The sequence below is a fragment of the Arthrobacter sp. YC-RL1 genome, assembly GCF_001454985.1.
GTDB classification, from domain to species: Bacteria; Actinomycetota; Actinomycetes; order Actinomycetales; family Micrococcaceae; genus Glutamicibacter; species Glutamicibacter soli.
On sequence record NZ_CP013297.1, the window covers coordinates 3,442,349 to 3,454,374 of the forward strand.

The following is a 12,026-nucleotide window of genomic DNA, read 5'->3' on the forward strand; positions in this document are numbered from 1 at the left end:
CCATGACGACACTGCGTCTGGCGCTTTCCGAACTCAAGCGCATGACCCGCGGCACGCTGCCCAAGCTCGCGCTCATCGCCATCACCTGCGTGCCGCTGCTGTACGGCGCGCTCTACCTCTACGCCAACTGGGATCCGCAGTCCAACCTGGACAATGTCACCGCCGCGGTGGTCAACCTCGATGAGGGCGCCACCGTCGACGGCAAGGAGAAGCAGGTCGGCGACACCGTGGTCGAGTCGCTGGACGAGGACGGCACCTTCAGCTGGGCCCAGCTGGACACCCGCGAAGCGGCCGAGCAGGCGGTCTCCGACGGCACCTACGCCTTCGCGATGATCCTGCCCGAGGACTTCTCCGCGGCGCTGACCTCCCCGGGGGACTTCAAGGACGCCACCCAGGCGGACATCGAGCTGCTGACCAACGACGCGAACAACTTCATGGTCAGCAACTTCGCCAAGACCCTGGCCGGCGAGGTGCGCACCTCGGTGGCCAACGAGGTCGGCACCGAAACCGCCTCCGCCATGATCGCCGGCTTCGTGGACATCCACCAGTCGATGGGCGAGGCCGCCGACGGCGCCAAGCAGGTCTACGAGGGCACCCTGTCCCTGGGCGACGGCGTGCTCACCCTGGCCGACGGCACCACCAAGCTGGTGGACGGCAGCTCCCAGCTGGCCGACGGCACGCTCGCGCTCAAGGACGGCACCAGCTCGCTGAGCACCGGGCTGGATTCGCTGGTCGCCGGGCAGGGCAAGCTGGCCGACGGGGCCGACTCGCTCGCCTCCGGCGCCGCCGAACTCTCCGCCGGCGCAGGCAAGCTCTCCGCCGGGCTGGACACCTTGGAGTCCAAGACCGCAGCGCTGCCTGACTCGGTAAAGCGGCTGGATGACGGAGCGCACAGCGCCAAGAAGGCCGCCGACCAGCTGGCCGCCGGCTCCAAGCAGGTCGCCGACGGCAATGCCAAGCTCGCCGCCACCGCGGACGGGGCCATCGAGGTGATCGACCAGCTGCAGGTCGACGCGAAGGACCGGCTGGGCCAGGTGGAAGATGCGATGTCCCAGCGCCTGGATGCACTCGTGGCCTCCGGCGCGCTGAGCGAAGAGCAGGCGGCGAAGATCGCCAAGGACCTCGCCGGCGCCGTGGACGACTCGACCGCGAGCCAGGCGGTGAAGGACGAGGCGGCGAAGGTCCGCGCCGAGCTGGGCGCCGTGCAGTCAAGCCTTGACGCGCTGGCCGGCGGCTCCCAGCAGGTGGCCGACGGCAATGCCGAGCTCGCCAAGGGCCTGGGCACCCTGTCCGCGGGCACCGGCAAGCTCAACGCCGCGGTCCCCTCCCTGGTGGAGGGCATCTCCACGGCCGCCGACGGCGGCTCCGACCTGGCGTCCGGCGCCAAGACCCTGGCCTCCGGGGCCTCTACCCTGGCCGGCGGCCAGCACGACGCGCTGGACGGCGCTACCCAGGCGGCCTCGGGCGCCGGCGAGCTGGATTCCGGCGCCGGGGCGCTGGTGGACGGCTCCGGGGCGCTGCACTCCGGGCTGGTGCAGCTCTCCGAGGGCGTCGGCGAACTCTCGGACGGCACCACCCAGCTGGAGGACGGCTCGGGCGAGCTGTCCAGCGGGCTGGCGGACGGCGTGGGACAGGTCCCCGACCCGGATGCGAAGACCAGCGACAAGCTGGCGAACGTGATCGGCGACCCGGTCTCGGTGACCCAGCAGAAGCAGGCCGAGGCGCACGCCTACGGCGAGGGGCTGGCCCCGTTCTTCATGACCCTGGCGACGTTCATCGGCGTGCTGATCCTGACCCAGGTGGTCCGCCCGATCACCACCCGCGCGCTGGCCTCCAACGGCGTGAACTGGAAGATCGCCATCGGCGGCTGGCTGCCCTTCGCCGGGCTGGCGCTGCTGCAGACCAGCCTGCTGTTCGCGGTGGTGCACTTCGGGCTCGGCCTGAACACCGCCCACCCGTGGCTGACCTGGGGCCTGTTCCTGCTCGCGGCGCTGTGCTTCAGCGCCCTGATCCAGGGCATCTACGCCCTGCTGGGCACCGCGGGCAAGTTCGTGGTGCTGGTGCTGATGGTGCTGCAGCTGGTCACCGCCGGCGGCACCTTCCCCTGGGAGACCCTGCCCGCACCGCTGCACGTGCTGCACCAGATCCTGCCGATGAGCTCGGTGGTGCTGGGCATGCGCCACCTGATGTACGGGGCGGATCTGGGCATGCTGTCGGCCATCGGCGGCGTGCTGGTTGGCTACACGCTGCTGGGCCTGGGCTGCAGCCTGCTGGCGGTGCGCCAGCACAAGACCTGGACGCTGAAGACCCTGCAGCCGGAGCTGGGCGAATGACAGGGCAGTTCGGCGCCCGCCCGCGGGTGCGCGCCACCGATTCGAAGGAGCGGCTGTTCGCCGCCTCGATGGCGCTGCTGGGCCGGCGCGGGGTCAACGCAGTGTCGGTCGACGAGATCGCCCGCGCCGCGGGAGTCTCCAAGGGCACCGTCTACTACAACTTCGGCTCCAAGGAGAAGATGATCGGCGCGCTGCTGGAGTTCGGCGCGCGCAAGCTGCTGGACCAGCTGGGCCGGGACGCGGCGGTCGAGGATCCGATGGCGGCGCTGGAGGCGATGGTGCGCTCCGCGTTCGGCTTCGTGCAGGAGTACCCCTCCTACGCCCAGCTGTGGGTCAGCGAGCAGCAGCGCGGCGAAAGCCCGTGGGGCGACCAGGTGCAGGAGTTCCGCCACCGGATCACCGACCAGATCACCGAGGCGCTGCGCCGCGCGGTGCAGGTGCCCGAGCCGCTGCTGGCCGCTTCCGCCCGCGCGATGTTCGGCGCCGCATTGCTCACCGCGCGCGAACGGTCGGGCGGCGAGGCGCCGCCGGATCTGGACACCAATACACTGGCGGTGATGGCCACGGTGCACGGGCTGCGCGCGATGTCCCGGGACGCTCGCTAGGTGCGCGCCTGCGGTTCCCAGCCGCGGGTGGGCTGCAGTCCGGGCAGCGTCCCGCGGTAGAGCAGCACCCCCGGGTAGTCCTGCAGCAGCCTGCCCGCCTCGCGGGCCGCGCCCGGCAACAGCGCCCCCGGCAGCCCGTCGAGCACCAGCAGCGCCGGCTTCTCCAGCAGCGCCCGGGCCAGCAGCAGCCCGGCGCGCTGCGCGTCGTCCAGCGGTTCGCCGCCGCGGCGCAGCATGGTCGCCTCCGCGTCGGGCAGCTCGTCGACATCCAGCCCGAACAGCTGCGCCAGCCGCAGCGCCTCCTCCAGGCTTCCCTGAGGGCGCCGGTAGCGCAGCGCACGGGCGATGGACCCGCGCTCGAGCACCATCCCGGACAGCGCGGCGCCCAGCAGCCGGCGCCGGCTGCGTTCGGGGACCAGCCCGAGGTTCCGTCCGCCCACCCAGGCCCCGTGGGGCTGGGGATCCGAGGCCAGCCCGGTGGTGGCCAGCCGGTGCAGCAGCTGCTGCGCGGCCCGGCCGCCGCCCACCTCGATGCGCTCGCCCGGACCTGCCAGCAGCGTGGGCCAGGCCCGCCCGTCCGGGCCGGCGGCCGGTTGCAGGCGCACCACGTCCGGGGTGTTGCCAGGCGCGCCCACCGGCAGCCGGGTCCCGGCGCCGGTGCCGCGCGCGGCCAATTGGGCCAGCAGCGGGGCCAGGATCCGCCGGGCGGCCTTGTAGTTCTGCCGGTATTCGACCATGCGCCCGAATTCCCCGAGCACCGCGCTGCTGATGCCCAGCAGCAGCAGTCCGCTGGTGATCGCGGAGGCCGGCAGCCCGGCGCTGGAGGCAAGGCCCACCAGCAGCACGCTGCCCATCAGCGGCACGGCCAGCGCGCTGGCGCGCAGCGCCCCGGCGAATCGCGCGCGGTGCACTGCGGCGGCTGCCATGCGACCGGCGGTGTCCTGCAGCCGGCCCACCTCGCGCCCCACGCCCCCGGCGGCCCGCACGGAGGTGGCGGCGCCCAGGGTTTCGGCGATCCGCGAGGCCAGCGCCCCGCGGCGCCGGCGCAGCACCCGGGCCGCGCCGTAGGCTCCCGGGGCCAGCACCCCGAGCAGCAGCAGTTCCAGTCCCAGCGGGATGAGCAGCGCCAGCGCCAGCGGCGGCGCGCTGAGGTACAGCCCGGCCAGCGCGAAGAGCAGCAGCGGGATGCCCGCCATGAGCGGCACGATGCCCTGGATCACCCAGTTGCGCACCGAGGAGAGGTCGTTGGTGGAGCGGGCGACGGTGACGCCCAGCCCCGGGGCCCGGTCGGCGGTCAGCGACTGCTTCAGCAGCCCGCCGCGCAGCTGCGCCACGTAGTGCTGCCCCAGCTTCTCGGCCAGTACCCGCTCGGCGAACTTGCCCAGCCCGAACGCGAGCGCCAGGCCCAGCACCAGCCAGAGCCCGGAAACGGTGAAGGCGCGGGTCAGCTGCCCGGTGAGCCAGGCCAGCAGCACCGTGAGCGCGCCCATGCCAAGCCCCAGGCTCAGCAGCCACGACAACGCCGCCCGGCGCCCGGGGGCCCACAGGGCCGGCAGCCTGCCGCGCCGTGCCCGCGCGCCCATCCCGGTGTCCGTCTTCTCCTGCATGGCTTGCCTTCGCCGCCGCGGCTAGGAGCGCGGCAGCAGCGCCGTGGCGACCTGCGGGTCGCACAGCTCGAAGGTGTCGATGACCTGGGTGCGCAGGTTGGCGCGGGCCTCGTCGGCGGCCAGCGGGGAGGCGGTCAGGCGCCCGGAGACCGCGGCCAGGTCCAGTCCGGCGGAGAGCAGGATCTGCTCGCCGGCCAGCGCGCCCAGCGCGTCCTGGGCGCTGAACAGCACCCGGTCCACGTGCCGGGAGAAGACCGGGTCGTTCAGCAGGCGGGAGGTCTCGCCCTGGAACAATCCGTCGGCGATCTCGATGACGACCACGTCGGCGCCGGTGGCGGCCTGCTCGCGGATCATCGCCACCAGCAGGTCGCGGACCTGCTCGTAGCGCACCATGTAGGTGGTCGGGTAGCCGAAGTCGGTGAAGTCGGCCACTGACACCGCGCCGGCGTCCTTGAAGAGGTTCGGGTCGTTGCCGGCCCCGGTGCCGGTGGCCTTGCCGGCTGCAACATCCAGCCCGGCATTGGTCAGCCCGTTGACCAGGCAGCCCAGGGTGGTGGACTTGCCCGAGTTCATCGAGGTGCCCAGCACCGCGATGACCGGCACGCCGGTCCGGGCCGGCTGCGCGCTCGCGCCGGCCGAGGGGGTGTGCACCTGCAGCGGGGCGAAGTCGGCCAGGTTCACGACCTGCCCGTCGCGGGCCAGCAGGCCCAGCGGCTCCAGCTCGGTAGCCGCCTCGATGGAAGCATGCATGGATTCCACGCGGCTTGCCACGCCGCCGCCGGCCACCAGCTGGCACGGGCCCAGGTCCAGCGGCACGTGGGCCAGGAACTGGTCAGGGGCGTAGCGGTCGCCGTAGGCCACCAGCACCAGCTGGCCGACGAACAGCTTCTGGCGGCGGCCCTCGGCCGACTGCAGCGCGGTGTGCTGGCCGATCTCGGTCACGCGGGCCACCACCACGTCTCCGGCGGCAGGGGCCAGCGCGGCGCCACCCAGAAGATGGAAGTCGCCCGGGTTGCGCTGCAGCTGCGCGCCGACGAAGCGGGTGGTGTAGGCGGTGCGGATGGCGGCCACGGTGCGGGCGCCCAGCTCCTGGCGGTCGCTCGACGGCGCGGCCGATGGGGTTGGGTGCTCTTCGATGATTGGTGCAATACCCATGGCGGGTTCTCCTTGCTCGCTTTCCACGGGGAGCCTGGGCCCCGCGGCCGGCCGTTCGGCTCGACTATTTACAGTGAAGTCGCCCAGGGTTAACCGAACGTGGACATCCGATGAGATGGTCAGGAGAATCCCGTGAGGGTTTTCTCATCTTGGGCCGCAGGCGTCCGACCCGCGGATTGGCCGGGGCTCAGGGCCGTGGAACGGCGAAGTGGGTGACCTTCGCGTCGCGCGCGTCCAAATGCGAATAGGGGTGGCCGGTCTCCAGCACCGTGGTGCCCAGGGTCGGGTAGTTCATCGCCAGCTCGTAGACCGCTTCCTCGTCGGAGTCGGCCGAGGCCAGGCGCAGCGCCAGCTCCTGCAGCACCGGCTGGTGCCCGATGACCAGCAGCGTGCCCACGGTGTCCGGCACCTCGTTGATGATCGAGCACAGCGCGGAGACCGAGGCGGTATATATGCGCGAGTCGATGTACGGGGTCGGGCCCTTCTCCCCCAGCTCGGAGAGCACCCAGGCGCAGGTCGACCGGGTGCGCAGCGCGTCGGAGCAGATGATGTAGTCCGGGATGAGGTCGTTCTCCACGAGCCAGGCCCCGGCGGCGGGGGCTTCGCGGTTCCCGCGCGCGGCCAGCGGGCGCTCGTGGTCGGGCACGCCCAGCGGGTAGTCCGCCTTGGCATGGCGCATCAGGATCAGGCGGCGGGTCTGGGCAGCATTCATAGTCCCAGCTTAAGACAAGCGCGGCGGGCACACCCAATGGTTTGCCCGCCGCGCCGCCGGTTCGTCCCGCCCAGGGACGCCGACTCCGAAGACTAGATGGAGTATTCCGGCGCCGCCCAGACAACGACCTCCGGGTGCTCGTAGAAACGGTAGCCCTGGCCGCGCACGGTGCGCACAGTATTCGCCAGACGGCCCAGCTTCGAGCGCAGGCGGCGGATGTGCACGTCGATGGTGCGCTCGTTGGGCACCTCGTCGGCATTGCGCCACAGGTTTTCCAGCAGCTCCTCGCGGCCCACGGTGCGGGTGCCGTTCTCCACCAGGAAGTTCAGCAGCTCGAATTCCTTGAAGGTCAGGTTCAGGGTCTCGCCGTCCAGGTAGACCTCGCGGCGCGAAAGGTCGATCAGCACGCCCGACGGACGCGGGGTGCTCGGGCGCGCCTCGGCGCGCGGGCGGCGGGAGAGGGTCGGATCGCCCAGCGCCTGGCGCACGACGTCGATCGGCTCGCCCTGGGCGCTGGTCGGTGCCAGTGCCACGGCCGCGTGGGTCTGCGCCTGCGGCGACAGGGTTGCCAGGAAGGCGCGCACCTGGGTGGCCAGCTTGCCCAGCGAGGTACCCTGGGCCTGGGCTGCCGCTTCGTCCAGGCCTACATACAGAACGAAGCCGCGGGCCGAGGTGTCAGCGCTCTGGGCTCCTGCTGACTGGACAGGTGCGGCGGCAGGCTGATGCATTGGTTCGCGGGTCTCATGCACGTTGGAAACGGCGCGCAGCGGGCGATAGCCTGCCGGGGCATAGCTTCCTGCGGCCGCGCGCTGCGCCGCCGCTGCCCGGTTCTGGGCATTGCGAATTGAAACGTGAACGTATCCGGATCCTGCCGACATATTGCTTTTCCTCTATGTGTGCGAAGGCCAAGTGATTTGGCGCTGATGCTTCGGGTTTTGCTTGCGCTGCCAGCGGCCTTCGTCCACCAGCAGCAGTTGGGTTTCCCGTCAACGGCTGCCCGTGAACCGAATTCCAGTAACTCAGAAATTCGATGCGGTGCCGCTGACGCCGAGCATTCGACAACAGCAAAGGGAGGCCAGCGGCGATGTCCCGCCGGGGTTCCATTTACTGCTCTGCGCCTTACTCACACCTCTAGTTTCCTCGTAACATTGGGAACTTGCAAGTAACAATGAGCACCCATGTCCACGATGTGAGACGGATGTGTCCGAAAGTGACGTGCGCCACTTTAGGCAAAACATGGCGATCTAAGCGCTTAACTACTCAATATGTTCAGGATTTTTTGGATCAATGCGCAGTATGCCTACCCTATGCAGAGGTCTGAATATTCATTCATTGACATTCGATGTTCACACTTCAAACATTCGCCGTTCTGCACCCTTGACCAAATTAAGCGCTATCTGATTGCAAATATCTCGCATAAAATCGTCATGTGGACATAGCTTCTGCACAGGTAAATCATAAAGTCAGCCCAAGGCAATAGGGGATGCTCTTAAACATGAACGATTCCCGATTCTCTCCCGCCCAGCTTCCACGTCTCACCCATCCGGACGGCACGCCGATCAAGGTACTGGTGGTTGACGACGAGCCATCGCTCGCCGAACTGGTAGCCATGGGAACCCGCATGCTCGGGTGGGAAGCGACCATGGCCCATGACGGCCCCGAAGCCGTCGCCACCGCACGTTCCTTCACCCCTGACGTCCTGGTCTTGGACTGGATGCTGCCGGGCTTCGACGGTCCCGAGGTGCTGCGCAAGGTCCGTACCCACCTGCCCGACGTCCCGGTGCTGTTCCTGACCGCCAAGGATGCAGTCGAGGACCGCATTGAAGGCCTGGGCGCCGGCGCCGACGACTACGTCGCCAAGCCCTTCAGCCTGGAGGAGGTGCTGATCCGCCTGCACCGCCTGGTCGAGCGCTCCGGAGCCACCACCGCAGATACCGCGGAGCTGGTGGTCGGCGACCTGGTGCTGAATCTCGACTCCCACGACGTCTCCCGCGCCGGACGCGAGATCCAGCTGACCGCCACCGAGTTCGACCTGCTTTCCTACCTGATGAACAACGCGCGCCGCGTGGTGTCCAAGTCGCAGATCCTTGACAATGTCTGGCACTACGACTTCGACGGCCAGGCGAACATCGTTGAACTGTACATTTCCTACCTGCGCAAGAAGATCGACGTCGACGCCGAACCGATGATTCACACCGTGCGCGGCGTGGGATACGTTTTGAAGCCCGCTGCATGAGCATGTTCACCACCACCCCGAAGGTGAGTTCTCCGCATGCGCTGCAGCGCAAGCTGATGATCATCCTTCTCACGTCGGTCACGGCAGTCTCCGCGCTGCTCGGGCTGCTCTACAACGCCGGCATGCGCCAGACGCTCATGGACCAGCTGGGCGACCAGCTCAAGCTGACCACCGAGCGCGCCCTGAACTACTCGCAGGAAGCCGGCAACGGCCGGATCGAGGCCCCCGGCCAGTCCGCCGGCACGCTCACCGCGCGCTTCGACCGGCTGGTCTTCGTCGGCGGCGTGCTGGACAAGAAGACCGGTGAATTCAAGCAGCTGGGCCAGCAGGACGCCATCCCGATGGTGCAGCTGCCGGTCAGCGACCTGCACACCCCCGGAGCATTCCACCCGCGCCGCGCAAACCTGACGGTTGGCGACTACTACCTGGTCGCGGTGCAGGACGCCGGCACCAACACCGTGCTGGTGGTCGGCCTGCCGCTGTCCGACACCGACGTGGCGTTGCGCGAAATGGCCTGGCTGACGCTGTTCATCGCGATGATCCTGATCGTCGGCGCGGGCCTGGCCGGTTCCTGGCTGATCAGCCGCTCGCTGGCTCCGCTCAAGCGCGTGGCGGGGGTGGCGGCCTCGGTGGCCGACACCGACCTGGATTCGGGCAAGGTCGAGCTGACCCAGCGCGTGGCCGAGGAGGACGCGACCCCGGGCACCGAGGTCGGCAACGTGGGCTACGCCCTGAACGCGATGATCGACAACGTCTCCACGGCGCTGACCGCCCGCGAGAAGTCGCAGGCGCAGATGCGCCAGTTCGTCGCCGACGCCTCGCACGAGCTGCGCACCCCGCTGTCCTCCATCCGCGGCTACACCGAGCTGCTCGCCGCGACCGAGCACTTCTCCCCCGACGGGCAGCGTTCGGTGGAGCGGGTGTTGCAGCAGAGCCACCGCATGGGCTCGCTGGTGGAGAACCTGCTGCTGCTGGCCCGGCTGGACGAGGCGAACGCCTTCCGCCGCACCAAGCTGGATCTGGGGCTGCTCACCGCCGACATCACCGAGGACTTCAAGGTCACCGCGGACGACCACATCTGGGAGTTCGACTGCCAGGACCCGCAGACCTTCGTCTACGCCGACTCCTCCTCGCTGCGCCGGGTGATCACGAACCTGCTGGCCAACGCCCGCAAGCACACCAGCCCGGGCAACACCGTGACCGCCACGGTCCGCCAGGACCCGGACAGCAACGAGGCGGTGCTGCTGGTGCACGACACCGGCGAAGGCATCGACGCGGATTTCCTGCCCACGGTCTTCGAGCGCTTCACCCGCGCGGACAAGGCCCGCTCCGGCTCGGACGGCACCACCGGGCTGGGCCTGCCGATCGCCAAGAGCATCGTGGAAGCCCATGGCGGCAGCATCTCGGTGCGCTCGGTCCCCGGGGACACCGTCTTCGAGGTCAGGCTCCCGCTCATCGACCAGGACGCCGAACCCGCCGACTCAGCCGGACGTTCCCCCAAGGCCTCGGTCTAGCCCAGGGGCAGGAGCGAATCGGGGATTGAGAAAGGGGCTGCCCGCACCAGTGGTGCGGGCAGCCCCTTTCGCGTTGTCCGGCGGAGAACCGCCGGCGCCGGAAAACTAGGCGATCGGCGGGGTGACGCCGTACAGGCGGTCGCCGGCATCTCCCAGGCCCGGGATGATGTAGGACTTATCGTCCAGCTTCTCGTCCAGCGAGGCCAGCACCACGTGCACGCGGTCGTCGTCGCCGTGGATCGACTTCAGGCGTTCGACGCCCTCCGGCGCGGCAATCAGGCAGATGCAGGTCACCGAGCTGGCGCCGCGCTCGAAGATGAACTTGATGGCCTCGGCCAGGGTGCCGCCGGTGGCCAGCATCGGATCCAGCACGAACACCTGGCGTCCGGCCAGGTCGTTCGGAACGCGGTCGGCGTAGGTGATGATGTCCAGGGTTTCCTCGTTGCGGGCCATGCCCAGGAAGCCGACCTCAGCGGTCGGCACCAGGCGTGTCATGCCTTCGAGCATGCCCAGGCCTGCGCGCAGGATCGGGACGACGAGCGGGGTCGGCTTGGCGATGGTGGTACCGGTGGTGACCGCGACCGGGGTGACGACCTCGACCTGCTCGGTCTTCACCTCGCAGGTGGCCTCGTAGGCCAGCAGGGTGACCAGTTCATCGGTCAGCTGGCGGAAAATCGAGGACGGGGTGTTCTTGTCACGAAGAACTGAGACCTTGTGTGCCACCAACGGGTGGTCGACTACCTGTACGCGCATGCATCAAAATCTATCAGCCGGCCTTTGCCCGATCGAGGAATTCCGGCAATTCCCCGACGGAAATCCGGATTATGTGCCCAAGCGAACAGTAAAACCGCCCGCCGTCCCCGGCGGCGGCACCCGAACACGTATGGTTGGAGCACTATGAACCGTGAACACGAAGCCTGGATGGACCTCGCGCTGGACGAGGCCCGGGCCGCCTTGGCCACCGACGACGTCCCCATCGGCGCGGTGGTCATCTCCCCCGACGGAAAGCTGCTGTCCACCGGCTGCAATGAACGCGAAGCCCTGAAGGACCCCACCGCCCACGCCGAGGTCGTCGCCATCCGCAACGCGGTCTCCGCCCTGGCCGCGCGCGGCGAGGACGACGGCTGGCGCTTGGAGGACTGCACCCTGGTGGTCACGCTGGAACCCTGCGCGATGTGCGCCGGAGCGATCGTGCTCGCGCGCATCCCGCGGGTGGTGTTCGGCGCCTGGGACGAGAAGGCCGGGGCCTGCGGCTCGGTGTTCGATATCGTGCGCGAACCGCGGCTGAACCACTGGGTCGAGGTCTATCCCCGCGTCAGGGAGCAGGAATGCGCCGGCCTGCTGCGCGACTTCTTCAGATCCAAGCGCTGAGCCGCAGCCGGGAAAACTGTGTTTCGGGCCACTTGCGCCCGATTGGAGTCCCTTCGTTTTGGCATTCGCCAGATGTTCGTTATAGAGTTATCAGGTCTGGTGACGTGTCCGAGCGGCCGAAGGTGCAACACTCGAAATGTTGTGTACGGTAACCCCGTACCGTGGGTTCAAATCCCACCGTCACCGCCAATGAAAACCCCTAGTTAGCTAGGGGTTTTCTTCTTTTAACGATCCGACGCTGCGCACCGGGCGCGGGCGCGTCGTCCAGTGGAAGGTCGCCGTGGCATGCCCTCATGCATGGCGAGAACGGCTTCCACCACCACGCCGGCCCGCACGCTTGCGCCCAGGAAACCACAGTCTGAGGTGTCCTTTGTGAGCATCGCGTAAGCAGGACGAAATACACCACTAGCCTGCCGGGGCTGCCGGACGGGCTACGCACGCGTGCCCTCAGGAGCCCGGGTGCAGAACCCAGTCCTCCTCCGGCTGGATGAGG

10 protein-coding genes and 1 tRNA gene are annotated in these 12,026 nt (G+C 68.9%); 6 read left to right on the forward strand and 5 right to left on the reverse strand.

Going from position 1 to position 12,026, the window contains the following annotated elements; all coding sequences use genetic code 11:
- The first annotated feature begins 2 nt into the window (after nt 1–2).
- Complete coding sequence (locus tag ATC04_RS15845; RefSeq protein ID WP_047117973.1) at nt 3–2,333, forward strand: YhgE/Pip domain-containing protein; 2,331 nt, start codon at nt 3–5, stop codon at nt 2,331–2,333.
- Nucleotides 2,330–2,938, forward strand: a complete 609-nt coding sequence (locus ATC04_RS20055; RefSeq protein ID WP_047117974.1) for a TetR/AcrR family transcriptional regulator — start codon at nt 2,330–2,332, stop codon at nt 2,936–2,938. Before ATC04_RS15845 ends, ATC04_RS20055 begins: the two co-directional genes overlap by 4 nt.
- Here ATC04_RS20055 and ATC04_RS15855 read toward each other — a convergent pair.
- From ATC04_RS15855 to ATC04_RS15870, 4 genes are all read right to left on the reverse strand, one after another.
- Nucleotides 2,935–4,545 (reverse strand): ABC transporter ATP-binding protein/permease, encoded by a 1,611-nt coding sequence (locus tag ATC04_RS15855; protein WP_052772197.1) that lies wholly within the window; start codon nt 4,543–4,545, stop codon nt 2,935–2,937. The two genes, ATC04_RS20055 and ATC04_RS15855, sit on opposite strands and share 4 nt — an antisense overlap.
- Nucleotides 4,546–4,566: 21 nt before the next feature.
- Complete coding sequence (locus tag ATC04_RS15860; protein ID WP_052772198.1) at nt 4,567–5,700, reverse strand: malic enzyme protein; 1,134 nt, start codon at nt 5,698–5,700, stop codon at nt 4,567–4,569.
- Between the two features lie 187 nt (nt 5,701–5,887).
- A complete protein-coding gene (locus ATC04_RS15865) occupies nt 5,888–6,412 on the reverse strand; it encodes a histidine phosphatase family protein (protein WP_047117975.1) in 525 nt (174 codons plus the stop codon).
- 92 nt (nt 6,413–6,504) lie between these two features.
- Nucleotides 6,505–7,290 (reverse strand): winged helix-turn-helix domain-containing protein, encoded by a 786-nt coding sequence (locus tag ATC04_RS15870; protein ID WP_047117976.1) that lies wholly within the window; start codon nt 7,288–7,290, stop codon nt 6,505–6,507.
- A 617-nt stretch (nt 7,291–7,907) separates the two neighbouring features.
- Between ATC04_RS15870 and ATC04_RS15875 the strand changes: the two genes are divergently transcribed.
- Together ATC04_RS15875 and ATC04_RS15880 are read left to right on the forward strand one after the other, a co-directional pair.
- On the forward strand, nt 7,908–8,648 hold the full coding sequence (locus ATC04_RS15875) for a response regulator transcription factor (RefSeq protein WP_047117977.1): 741 nt from the start codon (nt 7,908–7,910) through the stop codon (nt 8,646–8,648).
- The gene (locus tag ATC04_RS15880; protein ID WP_047117978.1) at nt 8,645–10,162 is read left to right on the forward strand and encodes a HAMP domain-containing sensor histidine kinase; all 1,518 of its coding nucleotides are present in this window, start codon (nt 8,645–8,647) and stop codon (nt 10,160–10,162) included. Before ATC04_RS15875 ends, ATC04_RS15880 begins: the two co-directional genes overlap by 4 nt.
- A 105-nt stretch (nt 10,163–10,267) precedes the next feature.
- Here ATC04_RS15880 and upp read toward each other — a convergent pair whose 3' ends face one another.
- Nucleotides 10,268–10,915, reverse strand: a complete 648-nt coding sequence (gene upp / locus ATC04_RS15885; RefSeq protein ID WP_047117979.1) for a uracil phosphoribosyltransferase — start codon at nt 10,913–10,915, stop codon at nt 10,268–10,270.
- Nucleotides 10,916–11,059: 144 nt separating this feature from the next.
- On the opposite strand from upp, the gene tadA reads away from it, so the two are divergent.
- On the forward strand, nt 11,060–11,533 hold the full coding sequence (tadA, locus tag ATC04_RS15890; protein WP_047117980.1) for a tRNA adenosine(34) deaminase TadA: 474 nt from the start codon (nt 11,060–11,062) through the stop codon (nt 11,531–11,533).
- A gap of 98 nt (nt 11,534–11,631) precedes the next feature.
- Nucleotides 11,632–11,722: transfer RNA gene (locus tag ATC04_RS15895), tRNA-Ser, on the forward strand.
- Nucleotides 11,723–12,026: the final 304 nt, after the last annotated feature.